The organism is Pseudomonas sp. SbOxS1 (assembly GCF_013416725.1).
Taxonomy (GTDB): Bacteria; Pseudomonadota; Gammaproteobacteria; order Pseudomonadales; family Pseudomonadaceae; genus Aquipseudomonas.
In genome coordinates this window covers 57,496-83,521 of sequence record NZ_JAAVXC010000012.1, presented here as the reverse complement: position 1 = coordinate 83,521, position 26,026 = coordinate 57,496, and the positions used below count along the sequence as shown (strand labels likewise).

Annotated in this window: 24 protein-coding genes; 8 read left to right on the top strand and 16 right to left on the bottom strand. The window is 61.5% G+C overall.

Annotated features, from left to right (window positions below; translation table 11 throughout):
- Window positions 1-91: 91 nt before the first annotated feature.
- From HFK74_RS15595 to HFK74_RS15585, 3 genes are read right to left on the bottom strand one after another with little or no spacing between them, the layout of a single operon-like run.
- Window positions 92-736, bottom strand: coding sequence for an FMN-dependent NADH-azoreductase (locus tag HFK74_RS15595; protein ID WP_180204292.1), 645 nt, complete (start codon window positions 734-736; stop codon window positions 92-94).
- Between the two features lie 43 nt (window positions 737-779).
- Window positions 780-1,220: a carboxymuconolactone decarboxylase family protein gene (locus HFK74_RS15590; protein WP_180204291.1), complete on the bottom strand. Its 441-nt coding sequence runs from the start codon at window positions 1,218-1,220 to the stop codon at window positions 780-782.
- A 23-nt stretch (window positions 1,221-1,243) separates the two neighbouring features.
- Window positions 1,244-1,381, bottom strand: coding sequence for a hypothetical protein (locus tag HFK74_RS15585; protein ID WP_180204290.1), 138 nt, complete (start codon window positions 1,379-1,381; stop codon window positions 1,244-1,246).
- A 112-nt stretch (window positions 1,382-1,493) separates the two neighbouring features.
- Between HFK74_RS15585 and HFK74_RS15580 the strand changes: the two genes are divergently transcribed.
- Together HFK74_RS15580 and HFK74_RS15575 are read left to right on the top strand one after the other, a co-directional pair.
- Complete coding sequence (locus HFK74_RS15580) at window positions 1,494-1,691, top strand: co-regulatory protein PtrA N-terminal domain-containing protein (protein WP_180204289.1); 198 nt, start codon at window positions 1,494-1,496, stop codon at window positions 1,689-1,691.
- Window positions 1,692-1,786: 95 nt separating this feature from the next.
- Window positions 1,787-3,226, top strand: coding sequence for a PLP-dependent aminotransferase family protein (locus tag HFK74_RS15575; RefSeq protein WP_180204288.1), 1,440 nt, complete (start codon window positions 1,787-1,789; stop codon window positions 3,224-3,226).
- Window positions 3,227-3,239: 13 nt separating this feature from the next.
- Here HFK74_RS15575 and HFK74_RS15570 read toward each other — a convergent pair whose 3' ends face one another.
- Together HFK74_RS15570 and HFK74_RS15565 are read right to left on the bottom strand one after the other, a co-directional pair.
- Window positions 3,240-3,707 carry an RES family NAD+ phosphorylase gene (locus tag HFK74_RS15570; protein ID WP_180204287.1) on the bottom strand — a complete coding sequence of 156 codons (468 nt, stop codon included), beginning with the start codon at window positions 3,705-3,707 and terminating at the stop codon, window positions 3,240-3,242.
- Window positions 3,707-4,183 carry an antitoxin Xre/MbcA/ParS toxin-binding domain-containing protein gene (locus tag HFK74_RS15565; protein ID WP_180204286.1) on the bottom strand — a complete coding sequence of 159 codons (477 nt, stop codon included), beginning with the start codon at window positions 4,181-4,183 and terminating at the stop codon, window positions 3,707-3,709. Before HFK74_RS15565 ends, HFK74_RS15570 begins: the two co-directional genes overlap by 1 nt.
- Before the next feature lie 351 nt (window positions 4,184-4,534).
- Here HFK74_RS15565 and HFK74_RS15560 point away from each other — a divergent pair, with 351 nt between their 5' ends.
- Complete coding sequence (locus HFK74_RS15560; protein ID WP_180204285.1) at window positions 4,535-4,828, top strand: putative quinol monooxygenase; 294 nt, start codon at window positions 4,535-4,537, stop codon at window positions 4,826-4,828.
- 120 nt (window positions 4,829-4,948) lie between these two features.
- Here HFK74_RS15560 and HFK74_RS15555 read toward each other — a convergent pair whose 3' ends face one another.
- Together HFK74_RS15555 and HFK74_RS15550 are read right to left on the bottom strand one after the other, a co-directional pair.
- The gene (locus HFK74_RS15555) at window positions 4,949-5,386 is read right to left on the bottom strand and encodes a thioesterase family protein (protein WP_180204284.1); all 438 of its coding nucleotides are present in this window, start codon (window positions 5,384-5,386) and stop codon (window positions 4,949-4,951) included.
- Window positions 5,383-6,534 carry an iron-containing alcohol dehydrogenase gene (locus tag HFK74_RS15550; RefSeq protein ID WP_180204283.1) on the bottom strand — a complete coding sequence of 384 codons (1,152 nt, stop codon included), beginning with the start codon at window positions 6,532-6,534 and terminating at the stop codon, window positions 5,383-5,385. The genes HFK74_RS15555 and HFK74_RS15550 overlap by 4 nt, the downstream gene beginning before the upstream one ends.
- A gap of 296 nt (window positions 6,535-6,830) precedes the next feature.
- Here HFK74_RS15550 and HFK74_RS15545 point away from each other — a divergent pair, with 296 nt between their 5' ends.
- Together HFK74_RS15545 and HFK74_RS15540 are read left to right on the top strand one after the other, a co-directional pair.
- Window positions 6,831-8,390 carry an acetolactate synthase large subunit gene (locus tag HFK74_RS15545; RefSeq protein ID WP_180204282.1) on the top strand — a complete coding sequence of 520 codons (1,560 nt, stop codon included), beginning with the start codon at window positions 6,831-6,833 and terminating at the stop codon, window positions 8,388-8,390.
- A gap of 46 nt (window positions 8,391-8,436) precedes the next feature.
- Window positions 8,437-9,765: an MFS transporter gene (locus HFK74_RS15540; protein ID WP_180204281.1), complete on the top strand. Its 1,329-nt coding sequence runs from the start codon at window positions 8,437-8,439 to the stop codon at window positions 9,763-9,765.
- A gap of 111 nt (window positions 9,766-9,876) precedes the next feature.
- Here the strand turns inward: HFK74_RS15540 and HFK74_RS15535 are convergent, their stop codons facing one another.
- On the bottom strand, window positions 9,877-10,992 hold the full coding sequence (locus HFK74_RS15535) for a S9 family peptidase (RefSeq protein WP_257230334.1): 1,116 nt from the start codon (window positions 10,990-10,992) through the stop codon (window positions 9,877-9,879).
- 312 nt (window positions 10,993-11,304) lie between these two features.
- On the opposite strand from HFK74_RS15535, the gene HFK74_RS15530 reads away from it, so the two are divergent.
- Window positions 11,305-12,813: a wax ester/triacylglycerol synthase family O-acyltransferase gene (locus tag HFK74_RS15530; RefSeq protein WP_180204279.1), complete on the top strand. Its 1,509-nt coding sequence runs from the start codon at window positions 11,305-11,307 to the stop codon at window positions 12,811-12,813.
- Window positions 12,814-13,109: 296 nt separating this feature from the next.
- On the opposite strand, the gene HFK74_RS15525 is transcribed toward HFK74_RS15530, so the two are convergent.
- The 5 genes from HFK74_RS15525 to HFK74_RS15505 all read right to left on the bottom strand — a co-directional run bounded on the left by HFK74_RS15525 (window position 13,110) and on the right by HFK74_RS15505 (window position 16,736).
- Window positions 13,110-13,706, bottom strand: a complete 597-nt coding sequence (locus HFK74_RS15525; RefSeq protein ID WP_180204278.1) for a DUF2889 domain-containing protein — start codon at window positions 13,704-13,706, stop codon at window positions 13,110-13,112.
- A gap of 48 nt (window positions 13,707-13,754) precedes the next feature.
- Window positions 13,755-14,582, bottom strand: coding sequence for an SDR family NAD(P)-dependent oxidoreductase (locus HFK74_RS15520; protein WP_180204277.1), 828 nt, complete (start codon window positions 14,580-14,582; stop codon window positions 13,755-13,757).
- A 27-nt stretch (window positions 14,583-14,609) separates the two neighbouring features.
- Window positions 14,610-15,029, bottom strand: a complete 420-nt coding sequence (locus HFK74_RS15515) for a MaoC/PaaZ C-terminal domain-containing protein (protein WP_180204276.1) — start codon at window positions 15,027-15,029, stop codon at window positions 14,610-14,612.
- A gap of 10 nt (window positions 15,030-15,039) precedes the next feature.
- Window positions 15,040-15,480 carry a MaoC family dehydratase N-terminal domain-containing protein gene (locus HFK74_RS15510; protein WP_180204275.1) on the bottom strand — a complete coding sequence of 147 codons (441 nt, stop codon included), beginning with the start codon at window positions 15,478-15,480 and terminating at the stop codon, window positions 15,040-15,042.
- A 68-nt stretch (window positions 15,481-15,548) separates the two neighbouring features.
- Entirely contained in the window at window positions 15,549-16,736 is a 1,188-nt protein-coding gene (locus HFK74_RS15505; protein ID WP_180204274.1) for a lipid-transfer protein, read from the bottom strand.
- Window positions 16,737-17,002: 266 nt separating this feature from the next.
- On the opposite strand from HFK74_RS15505, the gene HFK74_RS15500 reads away from it, so the two are divergent.
- Complete coding sequence (locus HFK74_RS15500) at window positions 17,003-18,928, top strand: DUF1302 domain-containing protein (RefSeq protein WP_180204273.1); 1,926 nt, start codon at window positions 17,003-17,005, stop codon at window positions 18,926-18,928.
- A gap of 25 nt (window positions 18,929-18,953) precedes the next feature.
- Window positions 18,954-20,324, top strand: coding sequence for a DUF1329 domain-containing protein (locus HFK74_RS15495; protein WP_180204272.1), 1,371 nt, complete (start codon window positions 18,954-18,956; stop codon window positions 20,322-20,324).
- 965 nt (window positions 20,325-21,289) lie between these two features.
- Here the strand turns inward: HFK74_RS15495 and HFK74_RS15490 are convergent.
- The 3 genes from HFK74_RS15490 to HFK74_RS33495 form a co-directional block, all read right to left on the bottom strand.
- Entirely contained in the window at window positions 21,290-22,987 is a 1,698-nt protein-coding gene (locus tag HFK74_RS15490; protein ID WP_180204271.1) for an AMP-binding protein, read from the bottom strand.
- Window positions 22,988-23,060: 73 nt separating this feature from the next.
- Entirely contained in the window at window positions 23,061-24,140 is a 1,080-nt protein-coding gene (locus tag HFK74_RS15485; protein WP_180204270.1) for a lipid-transfer protein, read from the bottom strand.
- Between the two features lie 64 nt (window positions 24,141-24,204).
- Window positions 24,205-26,022, bottom strand: coding sequence for an SDR family oxidoreductase (locus tag HFK74_RS33495; protein WP_180204269.1), 1,818 nt, complete (start codon window positions 26,020-26,022; stop codon window positions 24,205-24,207).
- Window positions 26,023-26,026 lie beyond the last annotated feature (4 nt).

Sequence of the window (26,026 nt, the reverse complement as noted above, 5' to 3'; positions counted from 1 at the left end):
ACGATACCTCAGCCCTTTCCATACGTTCGTGGATCTGCCCTTCGATGGTGGCGTCGATTTACTTACCGGTGTTGCGCAGCTTTTTTCGTGCTCAACTCGATATCTGTTCTTTCGCCCACTTGCGAGCCACGTCCGACAATTGGATACGGGCTCTTTGCAACGCTTTTTCACGTTCTTCGGTTGCTGCAAATTGCGTAGGTTGTGCATTGACGAATTCAGGGTTTTGAATACCTATGAAGCCGAATGCCGCTTTGAGGGATGGGGTCAGTGCATCCATATCCGACAGCGGCATTCCCGCACGCATGTCGGTGCCTCGGGTCGTGATGAACAGGGTTTTCTGTTGGGTCAATAGACCGATGTATTGACCTGAACTGCCGACGACGTAAGTCAATTCGGCTCGAATGATGTTGTCTATGAACGCTTTGAAAACCGAAGGGTAAGAGAAGTTATGCATGGGCATGGCGAACAGGAAGGCATCGGCATCCAGCACCCGTTGACATAACGCTGTGGACGCAGCCAGGGCCTGCTCCATCGCGGCCGTGCGCTGCACACTAGGCGTGTACGCGGCGATGGTGAACGATTCGTCGATGTGCGCTGGCGGATTTTGCGCCAGATCCAGGTAATCGATATCGAGCGCTACCTTTTGCTCGCGCAGGCACGCTACAAAGTGGCGGGCTAGCGCTCGCGAATTGGAACGCTCGCTTTTTGGACTGGCATCGACGTGCAGCAGCTTCATGTACGCACTCCTCTGGTTAGCAGTATTTTCATGAAGCGTCCTGTCAGGTGCTCGGTTTCTGCCGAAAACTGACGGCAAGGCGGTTCCAGCTGCTGATGGCGTTTATCGCCATGGTCAGGTCGACCATCTCTGCCTCGGTAAATTCGGCCCGCAACGCTTCGTACACTTCGTCTGATACGTCACTGCCGGTCAATTGGGTGAGTGCTTCTGTCCAGGCAAGGGCGGCTTTTTCACGGGGGCTGAAGAAGTCACTACTACGCCACACGGAAATCGAAAACAAGCGACGGTCAGACTCGCCCAGTCGGCGCGCGTCGATCGAATGCATGTCGGTGCAAAACGCACAGTGGTTAAGTTGCGAGGCGCGAATTTTGATCAGATGCATTAGAGGTTCTTCAATACTCAAATGGCTGGTCATGGCCTCCAGGGTGATCATCGCTTTCATCGCCCGGGGTGACGCTGCGTAGTAATCCAGTCGAGGTTCCATCAGGTGGCTCCATCTCAGTTGTGTCAAGAATGTAGGGTGTCCTGCAAGCGCAGGCCACCGCCAATATTCAGAAAAAAAAGCAGGCCATTGACCTGCTGATCTTCGCCTTCATCCCATCCACCTTCCGGCGCCTTGATTAAATCGACATCTGTTTTACCCATGAAAAAATTGGTCAGTAACTTTCTTTGAACATTGGATGTTTAACGGACGTTTTCATTTGAATAGCCTGAAACCTCAAGCCACATGCCGTGGCTCTACCTGGAAGGCATTCCCATGAAGAAGCTGATCGTCGCATGTACTTTGTTGTTGTCCGCATTGAGTTCCATGGCCTTCGCCGAAGGCGGCGCCGATAGAGTATTCGAGAGAAATGAAGTTCGCGTACAACAAGCGCTTGCCGCGCAAGAAAAAACAAAAAACGACAACCAGAATACCGCGAAGTCTGATGTCGAGCCCAACGCTAAAAGCAGCTAGCTATAATTGATCCAATGGTTCCAGGCTGTGGTGTGCAGCTCTCGTGGGATATCAAGAGAGCTGCGTTTCAATCAATACTGCGTGAGCTGATCGCAATGGAACTACATGTTGTCATCAATGGCCGTAAAGATCTGGCGGGTCAGTTGTATAAACAACTGCGTGAAGCGATCGAAAGCGGCCGATTGGCAGCAGGCATGCAGTTGCCGCCGACACGGCTGCTTGCAGAGCAGCTAGGCATTTCACGCAAGACCATTTCTGACATCTACGCCCAACTGACCTACGAAAGCTTCCTGATTGGCCGGGTCGGCAAGGGCACCTATGTCAATGCGCGCCCTTCGAAGACTTTGCGTAAGCAAAATGCCTGCGAGCTCGCCAGCGCCGACAGGATCGATGCTTGGCGAGCACTCCAGTCTCCCCTGCCTGATCCAACTCTCACAGGAACCGTGAAACGTGAGTTTGTCGGCGGGGCAACCAGCAAAGGCCAGTTTCCCCATGATGAATGGCGCCGGTGCGTTCAATACGCCTTGCGCCAAATGCAACGCTCCATCGGCTTCTACAGCCATTGCGAAGGACTGCCCGTGCTGCGAAGCGCAATTTCCCAGCATATCGCCTTCTGCAGAGGGGTGGTTTGTCAGGACAACGACGTGGTTGTCTGCAACGGAACACAGCAAGCCTTGGACATGATATCTCGCGTGGTTCTTGAGAAAGGCAGCGTTGTAGCCGTTGAGGATCCAGGCTACCCGCCTGCCAGATTGTTGTTCGCTTCGCACGGCGCGACGGTTGTTGGAGTACCCGTAGACCAGGAAGGTATGCGCGTAGAGCTCATTCCGGACCATACCCGGTTGATTTACGTCACGCCGGCTCATCAGTTTCCGCTGGGTATGCCAATGAGCCTTGCGCGACGTACCGCGCTTTTGCATCGCGCTGAAGCGCTTGGCGCCATCATTATTGAAGACGATTACGACAGCGAATTCAGGTACGAAGGGCTCCCTACCGATTCCCTGCAAAGCATGGATGAGCGTGGAATCGTTGCGTTTGTGGGAACGTTTTCAAAGACCCTGCTTCCAGAGCTTCGACTTGGCTACGCAGTACTTCCGCCCGCGATTCTGGAAGCTGTGATGAAGGCCAAGCAATTCATGGATTGGCACACTTCAACGTTGCCACAGTGGGCCTTGGCCAGGTTTATGTCCGACGGCGAATTGCAAAAGCATATTCGTCGATGCCATGGCATTTATGCCGGGCGCCGTGAACGCATTTTGAGCCGCCTCAATGGCGATTTATCTCCCTGGCTTGAGGCCATTCACACAACGGCCGGATTTCACATCGCGGCGCTTTTCAAACATCCGATCGATCTCAAGCTGCTGATTGAGTTGTCCAGGAAGGTCGAGGTAGGTTTGTACTCAATTGAGGGGTTTTATTATCAACAAGCCCCAAAAAATGGTTTGTTGATGGGGTTCGGCTCCATCGAGACGCTTGATATTGATCCTGCGCTCGATCGCTTGCGTGACATCCTTCTACAAATCGATGAAAGGTGATTTGTCCTGAGAACTACTTGCCGACCTGGAACATTCGTGGGTCGTACATGAAATCGTAAACCTCAACCACTTTGATCTGGCTCGCCGCGTGGTGATTTGGGTTAATCACAATGTTGCGTTCCAATGGCAAAATGGCAGAGGGAACGATCAAGCCCAGGTGAGTGTTGGATTTCAGCCAGGCGGTACCGAAGTCCATGCTTGGGCGGTCGGCAGGCAGACTCGCCCACCCATCAGGTAGCTTCAGCGCTTCAACTTCCAGGTACAGCGAGACCTCGGCAGGCAGCTCAAAACAGGTGATTTTCAATGGGAAGGTCGGCTCGCCAACCGCATGCACGAAGGTTTCCAGGCAACAGATGGCCGGTGTCATGCCCATGTATACGGCAGGCACGTCCTGATCGTTCCATCGCCCACCCTCGATTGCCGCGCCCTTGCCGGACAGGTCGGTCGCTCGCTTCTCCTTCGCTATTCGCCACACCCGCATCAAGCGACCCCGCCCCACTCTAATGCGTGCAGGACACGGCGAACTTGCTTGGCACCGATTTCAGTTTCGCAGAGCAGAATCGGTGCATTGTTACCAAGGGCTTTGTTCGGCTTCGACAACCATTGCGCAGCTGCAACCCGGTCCTCGAAGACCTCTTCAGCCTGTAGGGAAACGGAAGCAATGCGATCCAGGCGCTCGGACGCAACGGTATCAAGGGATTGATGCTCCCGCACACGCCGCTCAAGTGTGGAGATCGACGCATTGAGTAGAAGCGCCAAACCGGGATCTTGCAGGTTGAAGGTGTGGCGCATGGCCAGGAAGAGATGGGCAGGAAATCCGCTCTTGATCTGGCGCAGTCGTTCTGATTCGTTGAGTGAGTATCGGCAGGCGCTGAAAGCCCAAAACTCGTTGGCGCCTACGCTACGTAACGCTTCTTTCTGTTTCTCGTGGCGCCTCTCCACTGCTGAAGTGCTCATCATGCCTCCGTCACTTGAAGGATTTATTCCGTCAAATGAAGTATAGGCGGCGTCGGCGCGAAATGGCACTACCTTTCGGCAGAGTGGTGCCACCAGCCCTCATGGCTTCCTTTGTCGTTGATCCTCTGGATGTACGGTCATGAGTGCATTGGCCGGCATCCCACGAGTCCGACTTCAAGAATAAAGGGCCCAATCAGATGAATTTCATACATTGGACTTCTTCTTTTTTTATTTATTGGATGTCGAGCTTTATCACTCAGCGCACTAACCTGCCCATGTGTCTAGTGCGCAATGTATCCAAGACCCCTTTATGGCCGTGCACCGTATCTATTTTGCGTGGAGCAATAAACCATGTTTATAGCAGCAACCAACACGGTAACCATTCATGCTGCCCCTGGCCAGGTAGAGGCTGTCGGCCTCATGCTACGGGAAATGATAGGTTCCCTGCGCGACTCCTCAGGCTGTCTCTCATACTCAGCGGTACAAAGCCATTGCAACTCCAACCTCTGGATTGTTACCGGGCACTGGCTGACCCCGTCAGATATGGAGAATCACTTCCATAATCCAGCGCAGGAAAAATATGCTGCTTTTTTGAACTGTGAATCTGTTCGAAGTATTGAGTTCAACTGTCAGTTGTTTGCCTGATAGAAAAGCCCGGCCAGCCGTAGATGGATAATTCCCCGGACAGCGTTTTCACCAGACCGGCAAAGGGCCGCCCCCACTTGTCGAGGGGGATCGACCTGTCACGCACGGTTCTCTAACGCATCAGTCGGCCAGCCGGCGCAACGCCTCCCGCACCCCTTCAGGCATGGCGACCGAGACGTTGCTCGCGCGATCCACGTACACATAGACGACATAGCCCAGCGCGGACACCTCCGGCTCCTCGTTGCGGAAAATGCCCAGCTCGTAACGCGCACTGCTGTTGCCCAGATGGCTGATGCGCAACCCCACCGTCACCACGTCGGGAAAGGTGATGGGTGAAAAGAAGGTGCAGCTCGACTCGACGATCAGGCCGATGACCGGGCTGCTGTCGATGTCCAGGGTGCCCTGCTCCACCAGGAAATGACTGATCGCCGAATCGAAGAACGAGTAGTAGACAATGTTCTGCACATGACCATAGGAGTCGTGGTCTCCCCAGCGTGTGCCGAGGGTGTAGAAGCGCCGGAAGTCTTCGCGTCGGGGACGGTAGGCCTTGCTGCTCATAGCACCTCCCGGTAAATGGCCACGACGTCGGCCAGGCTGACCGTGCGCGGGTTGTTGCCGAGCAGGCGCGCTTGCTTCATCGCATCCTCGGCCAGGCCCTGGATATCGGCCTCGCCGATGCCCACGTCGCGCAAACGGGTTGGCAGTTTCAGCTCACCGGCCAGGCCCCCCAGATGATCGGCCAGGGCGAGTGCTCTCTGGTGTTCGCTACCCGTCACGTTCGGCAGCACGATCCCGGCCAGTTGCGCGTAGAGCGGCGCTGCCGCCTCCAGGTTGAAACGCATCACTGCACCCAGCACCAGCGCGTTGGACACCCCGTGCGGCACATGGAAACGTGCGCCGATCGGGTAGGCCAAGGCGTGCACCGCAGCCACCGGCGAATTGGCAAAGGCCATGCCGGCCAGGCACGCACCCAGCAACATGTTTTCCCGGGCGACCAGGTCCGCTCCCTCGTGGCAGGCTTGATGCAGGCTACCGCAGAGCAGGCGCAAGGCATCCTTGGCGAGGCAGTCGGAAAGCGGATTCTTCAGGTGACGGCTGGTGTAGGCCTCAACCGCATGGACCATGGCATCAATACCGGTCGCGGCAGTGATAGGCGCTGGCAATCCCAACGTCAGCTCGGCATCCAGTACCGCCAGATCCGGCAACAGGGTTGGCGAGATCACGACGTTCTTCTCACCGGCACCGGTGGTGACTACCGAGACGGCGGTCACCTCGGAGCCGGTACCGGCAGTGGTGGGCACCAGGATCAGCGGCAGGCGTGCGCCCTTGCTCTGGTTGATGCCATAGATCTGCGTCAACGCCTCACCGCTGCGCAACAGCAACGCAGCCAGCTTGGCGGCATCCAGCGAACTGCCGCCGCCGAATCCCACCACGCAATCGGCGCCACATTCTTTGCCCGCTTCAACCGCCGCGAGGATCACCGACTCCGGCGGATCGGCCAGTACTTCGGCAAATACCCGCACCGGCACGCCCGCTGCAGCAAAACCGCTCAGCACCGGGTCGAGCAACCCGGCGGCCATGACGCCCGCGTCGGTCACCAGCAGCACGGAGCTGGCCCCCAGGTTCAGCACCTGGGGGGCAAGACGGGTGGCGGCACCACGCTCGATGATGATCGAACGGGTGGTATTGAAGGCCATCGATAGCATCGCAAGGGTTCTCCAGGTATTGGTTTTGACGACCTCCGCTTCTCTGGCGTGAGGCTCCAGGCCCATACCGTAGAGGCTCGACTTGACTCCTCACCCCCCTCCTTCCGAGTGGGTGTCGGCTTATCCGGAGGTGTCGCGGATACGCTTTCCGAAATAACCCAATAACCCACGTATTTTCAAAGGGTTAGACGCGCTTCATCGACCGCTGGAATCCGGAACGAACGCGCCCGCCCGATCCCCCATACTCGCCCTACGAACGACCTCGCCTACAACAACAAGTCCAAGAGGAAAACACGATGAGCAACGCTTGCGCGCCAATCAATGGTGCCGAAAGCCTGGTACGCACGCTGCTGGAAGGTGGCGTGGACACCTGCTTCGCCAATCCCGGAACCAGCGAAATGCACTTTGTCGCCGCGCTCGACCGCGTCCCCGGCATGCGCTGCGTGCTGGGACTGTTCGAAGGGGTCGTCACCGGCGCGGCGGATGGCTATGCGCGCATCGCCGGCAAGCCTGCGGCTACGCTGCTGCACTGCGGCCCCGGCCTGGCAAACGGCCTGGCCAATCTGCACAATGCGCGACGCGCGAATTCGCCGGTCCTCAACATCATCGGCGACCACGCCACCCATCATCGCCAGTACGACACGCCACTGACCGCCGACGTCGAAGGCTGGGCACGTCCGGTGTCGGTCTGGACGCGCACCGTCACCGAGGCCAGCGCAGTCGGTGCTGCCGCAGCGGCGGCGATCCAGGCAGCCTGTACCGCACCGGGCGGCGTCGCCAGCCTGATCCTGCCCTCTGATGTCAGCTGGGATGCAGGGGGCCAGGTCGTCGCGCCATTGCCGGCGATACCCGCGCCACGGGTATCCCCTGATGCGCTGCTGAAAGTCGCCTGCACCTTGCGCAGTGGCCGGCCTTGCCTGTTGCTGCTGGCCGGTCGCGCCCTGGCAGAGGATGCCATGGCCGATGCCCAGCGCATCGCGGCGGCAACAGGCGCACAGCTTTTCTGTCCGGTGCAGAACGCGCGCATACCCCGAGGGCGCGGTCGCTTCGAGATCGAGCGGATTCCCTACTTCGGTGACGCTGCCCGCGCCCGGCTCGCCGGCATCGCCAATATCATCCTGGTCGGTGCCCCGGCGCCGGCGAATTTTTTCGCCTATCCGGGCAAACCCTCGCGCCCCTATCCGGACGATGCCGCGGTCCACGTGCTGGCGCGCCCGGAAGAGGACCTGGCCGACGCCCTGCGGCGCCTGGCCGAGGAGCTGGCAGCGCCGACGCTGGCCTGTCCCCAGGCCGCTGCGCAAACTCAACTCGGCAGCGGCCCGCTGAGTTCCGCAGCGGTCGCCCAGTCACTCAGTGTCCTGCTGCCCGAACACGCCATCGTGGTCGACGAAGCCGCGACCTTCGGCCATGCGTTCTATCCGGGAACCCGGCATGCCGCACCCCATGACTGGCTGCAGAACACCGGCGGCGCCATCGGTCACGGCCTGCCGATGGCCCTCGGCGCTGCCGTCGCCGCTCCCGGTCGAAGGGTCGTTGCCCTGCAGGCCGACGGTTCCGCCATGTATACGCCGCAGGCCCTGTGGAGCATGGCCCGCGAGCGTCTCGACGTCACCGTGGTGATCCTCGCCAATCGCAAGTACGCCATTCTCCAGCTCGAACTGGCCAGCGTCGGCGCCACGGCCGGTGCGACCGCCATGAGCATGCTCGATCTTGGCAACCCGGACCTGGACTGGGTGCAGATCGCCACGGGCATGGGTGTGGAAGCGGCGCGGGCCGACACCCTGGAGCGTTTCAACGAACTGTTCGCCATGGCCAACCGCCGGCCGGGGCCGTTCCTGATCGAGCTCGTCGTGTGAAGAACCTCAAGTCTCCCAACCACCACCCTCCGCGTCGGAGCGACACATGAATGACACCCTTTCGCAGTTTCCGGATATCGCTTGCGCGCCCCCTGCCACCCGACGCGTCTACGCCAAGGTGCTGTGGCGGTTGATGCCCTTCCTGGTGCTGGCCTTCATCGTCAATGCCATCGACCGGATCAACCTGTCGTTCGCCAAGCTGCGCATGGCCGAGGACATCTTGCTGAGCGACGCCGCCTACGGCATCGGCGCGGGGATCTTCTACCTCGGCTATATCCTCTTCGAGATCCCCAGCAACCTGTACATGCAACGGGTCGGCGCGCGCCGCACCATCACCCGCATCATGCTGCTATGGGGCATGGTCACCGTGGCGACGGCCTTCGTCACCACGGCCAACCAATTGATCGCCGCACGATTCCTGCTGGGCGTGGCCGAGGCCGGGTTCTTTCCCGGGATAATCCTCTACATGACTTACTGGTTGCCGGCGTCCTTGCGCGGACGGGTCACAGCCGGGTTGTTGATGGCGGGCATGGTGGCCGGGATCATCTGCGGGCCGCTGTCCGGCGTGATCATGGCCCACCTGGATGGCTGGCTGGGCTTCAAGGACTGGCAGATGCTGTTCATCCTGACCGGCGCACCTACCCTGCTGCTGGGCCTCTTCGGCTGGTTCTGGCTGACGGATCGTCCCGAGCAGTCCAACTGGCTGACCGATGAAGAAAAGCGCCAGATTGCCCAGGACATTTGCACTGAGCCGGATGCCACAAGCAGTCACTTCGGCGGCGTGCTGCGCGAGCCTCGAATGTACATCGCCGGACTCGTCTACTTCTGCATCTACAGCGGTTCGAACACGGTGACCTACTGGATTCCGACGCTGATCCGCGGCTTCGGCCTGGAAGACCTGAAACTGATCGGCATGCTGGCCGCCCTGCCCTTTATCGTCGCGGTGTGTGCCATGTACCTGTTGGGGCGAAGTTCCGACCGGCATATGGAACGCCGCTGGCATCTGGGCCTGACCATGCTGGTGGGTGCGGGCAGCTTTGCCCTGCTCGGCCTGGTGCACGGCAATGTGGTGCTGTCGATCTTCCTCATGAGCCTGGGCTCCGCCGCAGCGCTGTCGGCCATCCCGCTGTTCTGGACGATCCCGCCGGCGTTGCTGACCAAGGCCGGCGCGGCAGGTGGCATTGCGATCATCAGCAGCCTGGGCAACCTTGCCGGCGTGCTGAGCCAAGCCGCTGTCGGGGCGATCAAGTCCGCCACCGGCAGCCTGTATTTGGCGTTCGATGTGATGGTGATCGTGATGGTGCTTGGGGCGCTGGTGTTGCTGATCGGGATACCTGCCCACTGCCTGAAGGATCGACGAGATTCCCGGGCATAACCCGATACCAGGAAACTGTAGGAGCGAGCCTGCTCGCGATGGACTCAAGAACACCGCGGGGAATCAGATTCCCCGCGTTATCGTTAACGACCATCGCGAGCAGGCTCGCTTCTACAAGGGGCCGGCGTATCGATCCATCAACTGGCCCATGCGTGCCAGGTACTCACCCCGGCCCAGGTGCAAGACATGATTGCCCGCAAACCAGTGCAGCTCGCTGCCCGGCCAGTGCTGGTGCAGCAGGCGCACATGGCGTGGCAGGGTGACCCGGTCTCCCGCGCCGCCGATGATCAGCATGCGCTCGCCATCCAGGCGCGGGGCGTAGGTCAGCGGGTTGTGCACGGCCAATAGTCCGCGCATTTCGGCCACGCCAATGCCCTGGCTGCGCATCAAGCGCGAGAGCAGTAGCCCCGTGGGTTGCCACTCAAGGAACACATCGACCGGGCTGACTGCAGGTACGATCGGGACACACCAGGCCAGGCGCTCGTCAACGGCCGCCAGCAGCGCCGCGGTGTAGCCGCCGAGGGAAATGCCCGTCACACCGATCTGCTCGACACCGCGTCCCTGCAGGTAATCGATGAACACCCGCAGGTCGTGGATCGCATGCAGCGGCGCCTCATTGAACGCCACCAGCCCACTGCCGAACAATCCCTGGCCGCTGAACCAGTTGCCGCGTTCGGCGCGCAGGCCGTGGTGCGGATAGGTGAATAGCAGGATGTCGTAGCCGCGCCGGTACAAATCGGCCAGCGACAGCGCGTGGGCATTGAGCCAGTGCGCGTCGGCGGCGAAACCATGGATGACGATCAGCGTCGGTCGCGGCCGGTCGCCATGGCACCAATGCTGGGCATGGGCGCTGGTGTTGCGCTGCATGGCTTCGAACTGCGGGCGGGCGAACGGATTGAGCGGTTTGAACGGGCTTGCGAAACGCAACTGCAGGCGGCGGATGTCCTTGCCGGGCAACTCGCGCTGGGACATGACGATGTCCTTCGGCGGCGGCAGGAATACGCGCGAGGCATCTGCGGCGCGTGCCAGCGGTTCGTAGAAATCCAGTGCCTCGAATTCGCGCTGCAAACGCCCAGGCTTGGACAGTGTCGCCAGAGCACTTGCCGCGACAGTCGTCGACAGGGCGGTGCGCATCACTCGCTCGATGGCGGCAGTGCCATGGATCTTCAAAGGGTGCCGGGCATCGAGTTCCGTGCCATCGGCCTGCCGCCAGAAGTCTGCGGACAAACGCTCCCACCAGGGACTGTGTGAATCGCCTGGCCCTTGCTCACTCACGCACCGCTCTTCAATCAACACACAAGACTCCTCTGCGTGCGAGGGTCAGCTTGCGCACCACGGCGACGCGCACAGGACCCTTCGACAGCCTCCAGAATAGAGACCGCACCAGCCAGGTGCTCCCCCCCATTTGCAGGGGTACGGGGCAATGGCAGATCGACGAACCTGCCAGGCATCGACCTTCGTCGCATTGACGGAGCCCGGACGAGCTCGTTGGACAGCTCTCGGGCAACCCACATCCACCCCCCAACGAGAGCCTCAACGATGAGCAAACTGAGCGGGCAAGACGCCCTGTTCCTGAAAGTCGATCGTCCACATGCCGCGTCGCACTGCACCATGATCTACATCTACGATCAGTCCACGGTAGAGGGGCAACGCCTGGGCTTTCGGCAGATCGTCGAGCATATCGCCGAGCGCCTCGATGTCTCGCCGGTGTTCAAGCGCAAGATCGTCCAGGTGCCCTTCGGTCTCGGCTACCCCTATTGGGCGGAAGACGACCTGTTCGACATCGACTTCCACGTTCGCCATTTCGCGCTGCCCAAACCGGGCGACTGGCGCCAGTTCTGCATCATGGTGTCGCGCATCCATGCCCGCTCCGTGGATCTTTCCCGGGCCCCGTGGGAGATGTACGTGATCGAGGGTCTCGACAACATCGAGGGCATCCCCAAGGGCAGCTTCGCCATCCTCACCAAGACCCACCATGCCGCGATGGATGGCGCTGCCGCCGCGGAACTGACCTGGGCCTTGCACGACCTGGCCGGCGCGCAGGGCAAGCCCGTTGCCGTGGTGGATAAAGCGCCCGAAGCGGCGAGTTTGCCGCTGCGATGGGGACCGCTGGACACGGTCAGCCGCATGCTGACCGACAACGTCATGGCCTCCGCTCGCATGGCCCTGCCCCTCGCCCGTGTGCTGCCCAAGCTGACCGTGGCCAGCCTGCGCAAGATGGCGCGTTCGGTACTGAGTTCCGAAGGCGGCGCACCGCGCACCCGCTTCAACAGCAACGTGATGTCCAGTCGGGTCTGGGATTCAGTCACCCTCGATCTGGGCGTCGTTAAACAGATCAAGAACCTGGTGCCCGGGGCCACGGTCAACGACGCGGTACTGGCCATGGTCGGCGGCGCGATGCGTCGCTACCTGATCGCCAAGGATGAACTGCCGGAGAAGTCGTTAGTGACCCTGGCACCGGTCAACACCCGCCAGGGCAATGAAAGCGTGGCCGCCGGCAACACCGTGTCGATGCTCACCTTCCCCCTGCGCACGGACATCGAGGACCCGATCGCCCGCCTGGAGGCGTTGCAGGCTGCTACCTCGCAGTCCAAGGCGATCCAGAATGCCGTGGGTGCGAGCGACCTGACCAACCTGCAGAAATTCGCCCCCCCGGCCACCCTGGGCCTCGCCGGCCGCCTCGCGACATTGATGGGCATGGGCGGCAAGGGCCCGGTGGTGCTGCACAATTGCATGGTGACCAACGTCCCCGGCCCCAATGTGCCGCTCTACATGCTCGGCGCCAAGCTGGTGTATTGGTGCGGTGTCGGCCCGCTGGTCGATGGCCTGTCGTTGATCTGGAACCCCACCAGCTACTGCGGAAAAATGTTCATCTCACTGACCAGCTCGCCGAACGTCGTTCCCGACCCGGACTTTCTCGCGCAGTGCCTGATGGATTCCTACGAGGAGATGAAGGGCTTGGCGAGCCAGGCACCGAAGGTTGTGAAAGGCCGGCGTGTTGGCCGAAAACCGCTTGCACAGAAGGTTGATGACAAACAGGCGCTCTAGGAGCAGCTGATCGTTCCCACGCGCAGCAAAGGAATGCATCCCGTGACGCTGCGCGTCACATGCGTAAGACTCAAGCCCACGTAGAGAGCGGAACGCAGAGCGTCCCTGGCGGCATTCCCACGCAGAGCGTGGGAACGATCAAGCCTGCTCGCGATGGCGTCAGGTCAGTCAGCCCGTTGCCGGATGTGCAATCGCCTTCGCGGGCAAGCCCGCTCCTACAGTGTTCTGTGTCGTGGCACACATTGAGTGATCCACCCTGACCCTGTGGGAGCGAGCCTGCTCGCGATGGCGTCAGGTCAGTCGCCATCAATTTCAGATCGGCCGGCGTCATCACCGGGGCGCCAATTATTGACACGCCGCGCCGCGTCGCCATCGGGGTGGTAGGCATGGCAGGTGCCGATCACCCAGTGGTCCGGCATCTTGAAATCGGGATCCGCTGCGGCGCGCTGGCGCAGGCGTTTTTGCATGACCGGGGCCAGGGTCTGGATGGCGGTGGTTGCCATCGGGCCAAGCATTTCGGTGAGATGGGTACAGCCCTTCAATCCGCCGACGCGCTCGGCAACCCGCTTCTTGAAACCGGCGCCGATGCGCAATCCCACCAGGGCCGCGTAGGCTCGGTTGACATGGCTGCACACGGGCGTCGGCGCCTGTTCGGAAACGGCTTGCAGCTGGCGGATGACCATGTTCTGGTCGATGGTCATGGTAATGCGCATGTCATGCAGCACCCCATTGGCGGGGATCGTGCCGTAGGCGAATTCGGTGTCAACGCCCTTGGTATCGAGCAGGCATCCTTCGATATCGAAAAGGCCGTCCTCGCGCTCGTAACCGGTGCAGAACACCTTGCGGGTGTGCAGCAGGCGTCGTTTGGGGTTGGCGGAAACTGGCACTGTCATGTCCTTGCACTCCTGGAGGGCGGAGCGCCGAAACGCCCCGCCCGGTTCTCAGACGTTACCCAGACCACCGCCGCAGACCAGTACCTGGCCGCTGACGTAATCCGATTCCGGGATGCAGAACAGGTACACGGCGCCGGCAGCCTCTTCGGTATTGCCCGGACGCCCCAGCGGAATCATGTTCTTCGACTGCTCGACAATCGCAGGACTGATGCCCACCTTGATCTCGCGACCTTCGATGTTGATGAAGCGCGGATCGCCTTCCACCGGCTGGGTCTGGCGGGTTTCGATATGACCGAAGGCAACGGCGTTGACGTTGACCTTCATGCGCCCCCATTCCTTGGCCAGGCACTTGGTCATGCCCAGCACGCCGGCCTTGGCCGTGGAGTAGTTGACCTGGCCCGGGTTGCCGCCAGCGGACGTCGACGCGATATTGACCACCTTACGATTGACCACGCGACCTTCAGCGGCCTCTTTCTTGGCCATGGCGCTGATGATCGGCTGGGCCGCGCGCAGGATGCGAAACGGCGCGGTGATGTGGCAGTCGATGATCGCGTACCACTGCTCATCGCTCATCTTCTGGATCACATTGTCCCAGGTGTAGCCGGCGTTGTTGACGATGATGTCGATGGCGCCGTAGTTGTCGACTGCGGTCTTGACGAAACGCTCGGCGAAATCGGCCGCGGTGACACTGCCGACACACGCGACGGCTTCACTGCCCAGGGCGCGGATTTGCGCAACCACTTCTTCAGCGGGGCCGGCGTCCAGGTCGTTGACCACGACGCGTGCGCCGTCGCTGGCCAGTTTCAGGGCGACACTGCGCCCGATGCCACGACCGGAACCGGTGACCAGAGCGACTTTGCCTTCGAGTTTTTTCATGGGGATATTCCTTGTTCTTGTGGGGTTTCAGATAAGTGCAACGGTGGCTTCGCCGAGCAGTTTCTCGTCGCCGTATTGATTGACGCAGCGAATCGCCAGGCGCGCGCGCCGTTCGCCATCGACCTCGAACAGGTCAATGACCTTGCCGTGGCACGCGGGGATGTGACCGAGTTGGGTGATGCCGGTGAATCGCACCGCCAGGCTGCGGATCTGCTGCTGCGGTACCCAGGCGGTGAGCAGGCGGCCGAGGTAGGCCACCGAGAGCATGCCGTGGGCGAAGACATCGGGCTGGCGGGACTTGCGGGCGAAATCCAGGTCGATGTGTACCTGGTTGTGATCACCCGAGGCCCCCGCGTACAACGCCAGTGTCGTGCGATTGATTGCAGGCAGTACCAGCGGCGGCAGCTCGAAGCCGACCTGCACGTCATTCAACTGAGATGAGTTCATGGCGGGCTCCTCAGCGCTGCACGAGTGACGAGCGGATATCAGCGATGTGCTGACCTTCCTGGTTGGTGACACGGGTCTGTTGCACCACGAAGGTCAGTGCCCCGCCCTTCTTCTCGTAGACATCCACCACCCGGGTATCAAAAGTGAGCACGTCGCCGGCATAGGCCAGGCCGTGATAATCGAAACCCTGCTCGGCATGCAGGATGCGCCCCAGGTCGAAGCCAAAAATGTCCTGGACGATATGGTCGCTGTCACGCCCCTCGGCTTCCAGGCACATCAGGAAACTGGGCGGCACCGGCAATGAGCGATGCCCGGCTTGGCGGGCGGCGTCTTCATCGGTGTACACCGGGTTGGTTTCGCCGATGGCCTTGGCGAAAAAGCGCAGGCGGCCCTTTTCAACGTCGCAAGTGGTCACGCCCAATGAGCGCCCGATCAGACTCTTGTCTGGCATGTCACGCAGTCCTCCGTGTGTCTTTTCAGTCAAAAAAAGGGCGCGCCCGCAACAGGCGCGCCGTGTCATCAGCCGCGGCCGAACAGCGTCACGATGCCCGCGCCGCCAAGGCCCAGGTTGTGCTGCAAGGCGTGCTGGATATTGTCCACCTGGCGCTTGTCGGCGGTGCCGCGCAGCTGATGGGTCAGCTCGTAGCATTGGGCCAGGCCGGTGGCGCCCAGCGGGTGACCTTTGGACAGCAGGCCGCCCGACGGGTTGATCACCACTTGCCCGCCGTAGGTGTTGTCGCCGTCCATGACAAATTTTTCGGCGCCGCCTTCCGGACAGAAACCCAGGCCTTCATAGGTCAGCAGTTCGTTGTGGGCGAAGCAGTCGTGCAGCTCGCAGATGCGGATGTCTTCCGGGCCGACGCCGGCCTTCTCGTACACCTCGGTCGACGCCTGACGGGTCATGCCAACGCCGACGATGCTGATCAGCGACGGCGGCTCGAACGCTTGCGGCTGGTCGGTGACCAGGGACTGGGCCAGGATGCACACATCGGTGCGCAAGCCGTGTTGCCGGGCGAAGCGCTCAGACACGAGGATGGTCGCCGCACCGCCGCAGGTCGGTGGGCATGCCATCAGGCGGGTCATCACGCCCGGGAAAATCACCTGGTCGGCCATGACTTCTTCGGTTGTCACTACCTTCTTGAACACCGACAACGGGTTGTTCGCGCCATGGCGACTGGCCTTGGCGCGAATGGCGGCGAAGGTCTCCATCTTCGTGCCGTATTTCTCCATGTGCTCTTTGCCCGCGCCACCGAAGAATTTCAGGGCGTCCGGCATTTCACGGCCTTCCGGGAAGATCGCGTCGGCCACTTCATGGCCCTTGCCGTAGGTGATCGGACGGTCAAGCCAATGGGATTTCAGGGCGCCGGGTTGCATCTGCTCGAAGCCAAACGCCAGGGCGCAATCCACGGCGCCGCTTTCCACGGCCTGGCGCGCCAGGTAGAGCGCCGAAGAGCCGCTGCCGCAGTTGTTGTTGACGTTGATCACCGGAATTCCGGTCAGGCCCACCTCGTAGAGCGCCGACTGGCCGCTGGTGGAGTCGCCGTACACATAACCGGCATACGCCTGCTGCACCTTGCGGTAGTCCAGGCCGGCATCCTGCAGTGCCTGGCGAATGGCTTGCGCGCCCATTTCGATGTAGGTACCGCTCTGGCCGGGCTTGGCAAACGGGATCATGCCGACACCGGCAACAATTACTTTCTGGGACATCACTTTCTCCAAGGTCAGTTATCAGGCCTGTGCCGCACGCCCCAGCCTGGAGCGAGCGCAGCAAACCGTCGACCGATGGTCACGTACACCGCACGGCCCCATACCCCCTCCGGTGGAGGGGGCTTCGCAGCCATGCGCAAGGCCATCGGGGGGCGCGACCAATGGAGGGGGATCCCCCCCCACTCGAGGGGGAGGCGCAAAAGGCGTCGGGGTTAGCGTTGCGTGGCGGTACACCAGAACAACAAGATCAGAGGGGTAACCAACACGTGACTTTCGCAAGACATAAGAGCGCCCGACGCCAGTGGTCCACCACCACGCTTCCCATCGAGTTTCGCCCTCACCTGCTGGCCCTGGCCGTGGGCCTTGGGTCGTGCGCCGGTGCCAACGCCGTCGACTTCCAGATCGGCGAAATCGAAGGTCAGTTCGATTCATCCCTTTCCATCGGTGCCAGTTGGGCCGTACGCGGGCCGGACCCCAAGTTCATCAACGCCGCCAACACCCTTGGCCTTCGCGGTGAATCGGCCACCCGCACGGCGGATGACAACCGGCAGAACTTCAAGAAGGGTGAAACCTTCTCGAAGATCTTCAAGGGCGTGCATGACCTTGAATTGAAGTACGGCGACAGCGGCGTCTTCGTGCGCGGCAAGTATTGGTATGACTTCGAACTGAAGGACGAGCACCGCCGCTTCTACGATATCGACGACAGCGGCCGCGATGACCTGGCCAAGTCTTCCGGGGCCGAGTTCCTCGACGCCTTCATCTACCACAACTACAACCTGGGCGACCTGCCGGGCAACGTGCGCCTGGGTAAACAGGTGGTGAGCTGGGGCGAGAGCACCTTCATCGGCAACTCGATCAACAGCATCAACCCGGTCGACGTCGCCGCCCTGCGCCGCCCCGGTGCCGAAGTGAAGGAAGGCCTGATCCCGGTCAACATGCTCTACCTGTCCCAGGGCCTGGCGGAGAACCTCACCGTCGAGGGTTTCTACCAGATCCAGTGGGCCAATTCGGTGGTCGATAACTGCGGCACCTTCTTCGGCTCCGATCCCCTGCCCCAGGGCTGCAACGATCGCCTGGTGTTCGCCGGTCCCGACCTCGCCCCGGGCGTGGCCAGCAACACGGCGACAGCCGCGCAGATTCTCAGTGGGCGTGTGGTCGACGACGTTTATATGCCTCGCCTCAAGGACAACGACCCGCGCGACAGTGGCCAGTACGGCATTGCCTTGCGCTGGTTCGCCCCCGACCTGCACGACACCGAGTTCGGCTTCTATGCCATGAACTACCACAGCCGCAACCCTTACCTGAGCTTCAAGCAAACCACCGTCGCGCCGATCACGGCGGCTCAGGTGGGCGCCCTGCCCCCTGCCGCACGGGCGCTTGGCGTGGCCCAGAACCAGTTCGACCGGGTACGCGCCGCGCGCTACTTCGTCGATTATCCGGAGGACATCCGCCTTTACGGGCTGAGCTTCCAGACCACCCTGGGCGAGACCTCCGTCGGTGGCGAGCTGAGCTACCGCCCCAACATGCCGCTGCAGATCAACACCGCCGACCTGAACCTGGCGGCGATTCAATCCACCGATACCAATTTCACCACCCAGACCTCACCGGTCTTCACCTCCGGTGAAACCGCCCAGGCATTGGGCGGTGACTTGCCTGGCTACAAACGGATGCCGGTGATGCAGGCGCAAGTGACGGCCACGCAGTTCTTCGACCAGGTACTGGGGGCCAGCCGCCTGACCCTGGTCGGCGAAGTCGGCTACAACCGCATCAATGGCCTGGGCTCGGCCGATGGCACCGATGTCCGGTTTGGCCGCAGCCCCGTGTATGGCGCCGGTGAATTCCCCGGTACCCAGAACGCGAGCGTCTGCGCCACCGCGACCAACCCGCAGAAGGAGTGCAACAGCCACGGCTTCTACACCACCGATTCCTGGGGTTACCGGATGCGCGCCAAGCTGGACTACACCAACGTCATCGCCGGCATCAACCTCTCGCCGAACCTGGCCTGGTCCCATGACGTGGACGGCTGGGGCCCGAACTTCGAGGAAGGCGCCAAGGCTGTCAGCGTCGGCGTGGATGCCGACTACCTCTCCACCTACACCGCAAGCCTGAGCTACACGGACTTCTTTGGCGGCCAATTCAATACCACCACCGACCGGGACTTCGTCTCGCTCAGCTTCGGCGTCAACTTCTGAGCCGCAACAGACAGAGGGTACATCCATGAAAGCAAGCAAGATCATCACCTGCGCAGGCCTGGCGCTCTCCCTGCTGGCCAGCGGCGTCATGGCCGCGGTCAACGAACAGGAAGCGGCACAACTGGGCACGACCCTGACGCCACTGGGCGCGCAGAAGGAAGGCAGCGCCGACAAGAGCATTCCCGCCTGGGATGGCGGCCTCAAGCCTGGCACCGCACCGGTGGACGCCAAGGGTTTCCTGGGCGACCCCTTCAAGAACGAGAAGCCGCTGTTCACCATCACCGCGGCCAATGCCCAGCAGTACAAGGACAAGCTGACACCCGGCCAGCTCGCCATGTTCCAGCGTTACCCGGACACTTACAAAATTCCGGTCTATCCCACTCACCGTACTGCCGCGGCACCTGTAGGCATCTACGCTGCCGCGAAAAAAAGCGCAGTCAATGTGCAGTTGGTCAACGAAGGCACCGGCCTGGGCAATTTCGCCGACTCGCGTTACTACGCCTTCCCGATCCCCAAGAGTGGCGTTGAGGTCTACTGGAACTTCGTAACGCGTTTTCGCGGTGAGAACGTCGAGCGCTGGTCGGTCCAGGCGGTGCCGCAGGTCAACGGTGACTACACCATCGTCGAGACGCACGACCAGAACAGCTTCCCGCAATACATGGATGGCGTGGACCTGCAGGCCGAGAAGAACATCCTCTATTACTACATTTTCGCCGTCGACGCGCCGGCGCGCCTGGCCGGCACGGTGTCAATGGCCCATGAAACCATCGACCAGGTCACCGAGCCGCGCAAGGCCTGGACCTACAACGCCGGGCAACGCCGTGTGCGCCGCGCGCCACAGCTGGCCTACGATGCGCCCGGCCTGGCCTCGGACGGCATGCGCACCTCCGACAACGCCGACATGATGAACGGCTCGCCGGACCGCTATGACTGGAAGCTGATCGGCAAGAAGGAGATGTACATTCCCTACAACAACTACAAGCTGCAGTCGCCAAGCCTCAAGTACGCGGACATCATCAAGCCTGGCCACATCAACCAGGACCTGACCCGCTACGAGCTGCATCGGGTGTGGCACGTGCAGGCGACATTGAAGTCTGGCGAACGGCATATCTACGCCAAGCGCGACATGTATTTCGATGAAGACACCTGGGTACTCTCCGAGGTGGACCATTACGATGGCCGTGGCCAACTGTGGCGCGTCGGTGAAAACTACACCTACAACAACTACGAAAAAGGCCTGAATGCACCGGCCGCCCAGGGGTTCTACGACCTGCTTGTCGGCCGCTACATCGTGGCAACCATGAGCAACGAGGCGAAAATGGCACCGCAATACGGCGCCCGCACCAAACTGGCAGACTTCACACCGGCGGCGTTGCGTAACGCGGGTATTCGCTGACCTCTAGCAACAGTGGATGAAAAGACGCCCCGCTTGCGGGGCGTTTTGCGTTTGGCACAACATCACTGGCGACTGACACGCCGCCATCGCGAGCAGGCTCGCTCCTACAGGGGATTTTTGGCCGTACACAAGTTTTGTGTCCGCTGCAGACTCACTGTGGGAGCGAGCCTGCTCGCGATGAGGCCGGCACATCCAACATCACCGGCGTCTGGCACGCCGCCATCGCGAGCAGGCTCACTCCTACAGGGGATTTGTGGCCGTGCACAGGTTTTGTATCCGCTGCAGATTCACTGTGGGAGCGAGCCTGCTCGTGATGAGGCCGGCACATCCAACATCACCGGCGTCTGACACGCCGCCATCGCGAGCAGGCTCACTCCTACAGGGGATTTGTGGCCGTGCACAGGTTTTGTATCCGCTGCAGATTCACTGTGGGAGCGAGCCTGCTCGCGATGAGGCCGGCACATCCAACATCACCGGCGTCTGGCACGCCGCCATCGCGAGCAGGCTCGCTCCTACAGGGGATTTGTGGCCGTGCACAGGTTTTGTGTCCGCTGCAGATTTACTGTAGGAGCGAGCCTGCTCGCGATGAGGCCGGCACATCCAACATCACCGGCGTCTGGCACGCCGCCATCGCGAGCAGGCTCACTCCTACAGGGGGGTTGTGGCCGTACACAGATTTTGTATCCGCTGCAGACTCACTGTGGGAGCGAGCCTGCTCGCGATGAGGCCAGCACATTCAACATCACTAGCGACTGGCACGCCGCCATCGCGAGCAGGCTCACTCCTACAGGAGGTTTGTGGCCGTGCACAGGTTTTGTATCCGCTGCAGATTCACTGTGGGAGCGAGCCTGCTCGCGATGAGGCCGGCACACCCAATATCATTGGCGACTGACACCCTGCCCCCATACTCACCAGTTAAAAAAAAGCCGACCCAAAGGTCGGCTCTCTCACGTCGCAACAAAACCCTACTCGAAAACAACCTTGCAGCGGCTGGCGCCCCACCCTTCGATCTGCCCCTGATACCGCTCCTCGATCAGGCTGCGGCGGATCTTCAGGGTCGGTGTCAGCAGCGCGTTAGTGACGGTCCAGGGCTCAGCCACCACCACCAGGCACCCCAGTTGTTCATGCGACTCGAACTGGGCATTGACCTCGGCCAGGAACACCTCAAGCTCAGTGGCAACCTTGTCACGACCCTCGGCCGTAGCGAGCGCGGCGCGGGTATCGGGGGAAACGTTGAGCAAGGCCAGCGGTTGCGCCAGGCCAACCCCAGTGACGCACGACGCCTCGACACACGGATGATTGCCCAGTTTGGCTTCGATCGGCACAGGCGCGACGTACTTGCCCTTGGCGGTCTTGAACAACTCCTTGACCCTTCCTGTAATCCGCAGGCGCCCTTGCTCATCCAGTTCGCCACGGTCACCGGTGCAGAACAAGCCGTCGCGGGTGTAGCTCTGGGCGGTCAGCTCGGGTTGCCTGTAATAGCCCAGCATCTGCGCCGGGCTCTTCACCAGGATTTCGTTGTTGTCGCCGATACGGCATTCGACCCCCGGGATCGCCGCCCCCACGTAACCGACACGCACCTGGCCCGGCAGGCTGAAGTGCGAGGTGCCGAAGTTCTCCGACATGCCATAGCCTTCCAGCAGCTCAAGGCCCAGCTCGCGATACCACTCCATCACCTTGACCGGCAAGGGCGCAGAACCGGACAGCCCGGTATGCACCTGGTCAAGCCCAAGAGCCGAGAGGATCTGCGCCTTCATCAGCTTTCCCTCCACCGGATCGGCGAAGACGGTAGCCTGCCGGGCAGGGTCGATCCGTTCGTTGATGCCCTGGTAGAACTTGCCCCACAGCCGCGGCATGGACAGGAAGATCGTCGGGCGCGCGCGGCGCAGGTCGTCGCTGAAGGTTTCCAGCCCCAGGTTGAAGAACACCCGGCAACCGCTGTACAGCGACACCGCTTCCACAACCGCCCGTTCGGCGGTATGGGCCAGGGGCAGGTAGGACAGCAGCCGATCGCTGGTGCTCGTGCCCTTGCCATTGGCGTACATGCAACCGGTCACCGCCGGTGCGGCGTACATGGCGCCGAAGCTGTGCATCACGCCCTTGGGGTCGCCGGTGCTGCCGGAGGTATAGATGATGGTGGCGAGTTCGCCTGGCACCGCTTCGACCACCGCTTGCAGTGGCGCGGTACGGGCGATGACCTGGTCCCAGGATTCACCCTGGCCGCCGCCGGACATGGGCAAATCGATCAGCGGCAAATCGGCCGGAATCGAGGCACAAACAGCGTTCCAACCCGCCGCATCACCTTCAAGACGACCGACGAACAGCAGGCGTATCTGCGCATGCTCCAGCACGTAGCGCACCGTATCGCTGTTGGCGGTGGTGTACAGCGGGACGCTGACGTGCCCGGCCATCCAGATCGCCAGGTCGGCGATGATCCAGTGGGCGGTGTTCTTGCCGTAGAGGCCAATCGAAGACTTCGCCGGCAAGCCCAGGCCCTGCAGGTGAGCGGCCATGTGCCGCGCCTGGTCGCCCACTTCGCGCCAGCTGTAGTCTTGCACGCTGCCATCGGGCAAGGGCTGGGTCAGGTAGATGGCATCTGGCGTGCTGTGCTCCCAGTGAAGGAAGCGATGCAACAGTGTCGGGTGTTTATTGTTGTTGTTCATGACAGATCCTGCATTTTTGAAGGAAGGTGTTCCACCCATTGAAATTGTTCTGTTCGTGGCCGGTTTCGGCGCCTCACCCGCGCTGGAAAAGGGTCGTGGTCACCGTGCCGTCGTTACCCACCTGATGCTGCAGGGCCAGTTGCGCATCGGCAACCTGGCGTCGGCCGGCACTGCCACGCAGTTGGTGCACAAGCTCTATGCATTGCGCCAGAGCGCTCGCCGCCGACGCTTGGCCCAATGTCAGCAGGCCCCCGCAAGGGTTGATGACCAGATTGCCGCCGTAGGTATTATCGCCGTCTTCGACCAGTTTCTCACCGTCGCCTTCGGCGCAGAAACCCAGCGCTTCATAGAGTAACAACTCGCTGACGGTGCTGAGGTCGTGCAGCTCGCAGACGGCAATTTCCTGCGGTCCCCTGCCCGCTTGCTCATACAGCTCCTGGGCGGCGGCGACGTTAACCTCATAGTTGACGCCGGCGAAGGTCGCCCCCAGATCCAGACCCTTCAATTGCTGCGGGGATACACAGGCCTGGGCGGCGACTTGAACCAACGAGCCGTTGCCGTGGCGCCTGGCAAACTCACTGGTACACAGCAATACCGCGGCCACACCGGAACTGGCCCAGGCTACCTGCGGATGGGTAAGCGGGTCGGCAATCATCTGCGCCTGCAACACCTGATCCAGCGTCAGCATGCTATCGAGCCCGGCATGCTGGCGCGCCTTGACGGCGATCATGGCAAAGGTTTCTCGTCGAGTCTGGTAGCGCGCCATGTACGCCTGCGCCGTGACGCCCAGATGCTCAAAGCCGAGAGTAGCCGCAGGCGCCCCCTCGATACCCAGCACCAGAATGCTTTCCGCCTGCCCAAGCAGGATGGCCTGGCAAGCGCGTGCGAACAACGCACTGCCATCAGCGCTACCCGGCGCAAAGTGACGCAGCGGCACCTGCCCCAGCCCCACTGCTTGCAGAGCACGCTGCAAGGCCGCGACATCCATCGCGCCCGTTACGGCATGGACCTGCGCAACATCGCGCGCGCACAAACCGGCGTCGGTGAGCGCCTGTTTTATCGTAGCGCCGATCAGCAACGGCGGATCGGGGCCCAGCGCGGCCGGGCTGAAGGGCGACATACCTACGCCAATCACATTGACGCAACGTTGCATCGTGCTCTCCTGAAATAGAAAAACTGCCGCCTCCCGTTCATGGAAGCGGCAGGTGGCCAGGCAATCAGGCCGGTACGGACTCGAACAATTCGACCGCACCATTTTTCAATACGACAACGTCACGCTCGACCGCACGCATCTCGACAATGATGCGTGTCGGCGACTCACGCCACATACGGGTTTCCAGGGTATCGCCAGGCATCACGATGGACGCGAAGCGCGCGCGCACGCTCTTGAACAGACGCGAATCGTTGCCGCAGAACGCCTTGATCACGTGGCGACCGAGGTAGCCGAAGGTGCACAGGCCATGCAGGAACGGCTTCTCGTAACCGGCCTTGGCGGCGTAGTCCGGATCGATGTGCATCGGGTTCCAGTCGCCGCACAAGCGATACAGCAGCGCCTGGTTGACTTCGGTCTGGTCCGCCAGCACCGCATCGGGTTCACGATCTGGCGCCACGTTGATCTCTTCGCTGGGCACACGTTGCAGGCCTGCACCCGGTACGCCTGGGTAGAAGCCCGTCACTTCGTTGTAGAACAGCGGCGTGCCGTGCTCGTCGGTGGTCTCGATGGCCAGGATGGTCACGGTGCTCTTGCCTTTGTCGATCGCCGACTTCAAGCGCATGCTGTGCTTGAGCTTGGCCTTGGGCGGCAATGGGCGATACATCACAGTGTACTGTTCGCCATGCAGGCCTTTGGCGAAGGGCACGTTCAGGCCTTCCAGCTGCGGCTCGCCGGACTTGGCGGCACGCAGGAACACTTCGGTCGCCGGCAACACGGCCATGGTCGGCAGTACGCGGAACTCGTCGCCGAGGAACTCGTTGACGTACTTCAATTCATCGCGGTCCAACGGGTCCTTGGCGGCGCCAACGGCCAGGGCATAGAGCGCGGCATCGTTCTGATCGTATTCGGTTTCCAGGTGGGAGACCGCGTTGGCGGCCACTTCCATGTCAACGAACGCATTGCCCCCCTTGGCGGGCGACTCCATGCGGGTAAACAGCTCCTTGAGGCCGTCGGCGCCATCGGTGTGATGAACGCTGTGCTCATCGAATTGAGTGATGCGCGACCAGTTATCGCGCACCAGTTCCGGGCTCAGGGTATTGGTGTGCAGGAACCGGCCGTGGGAACGCTCCCAACGGTATTTCGCATGGAAGCCACCACCGACCTCGAACAGACCGCCGGTGTCTGTGCATTCCTCGCTGCACAACCAACCCACCAGCGGCGCACAGTCTTCGACCTTGACCTTGTCGTGCAGCTCCTGGGGGAACAGCCCGCTGGCGATCACCATGCGTGACGCGGCGACCGGGGCAATGGTGTTGACCCGGATGTTCTTGCTTGCACCTTCGATGGCCAGCGAGTTGGCGAAGCCGATCAGGCCCGACTTGGCGGTGGAATAGTTGCACTGGCCGAAGTTGCCGAAAATGCCAGCGCCGGAGGCGGTCATGATGATGCGGCCATAGCCTTTTTCACGCATGATCGGCCACACGGCGTGGGTCAGGCGGAAGGCGCCCTTGACGTGAACGTCCTGGATCAGGTCCCACTGTTCTTCGGTCATCTTGTGGAACGAACTGTCGCGCAGGACGCCGGCGTTGTTGATCAGGATGTCGACCGTGCCGAACACTTCAAGCGCGGTGGCGACGATTTTCTCGCCCTCGGTTACCGAGTTGTAGTCGGCGACAGCCTCGCCACCCATGGCGCGGATTTGCGCAACCACTTCATCGGCCGCGGCGCTTGAACTGCCCAGGCCTTCGGTGCTCACGCCCAGGTCATTGACCACCACCTTGGCACCCCGGGAACCCAGCAGCAAGGCGTGGGCGCGTCCCAGGCCGTTGCCGGCGCCGGTGACGATGGCAACTTTGCCGTCAAAGCGAATTTCTTGAGACACGTTT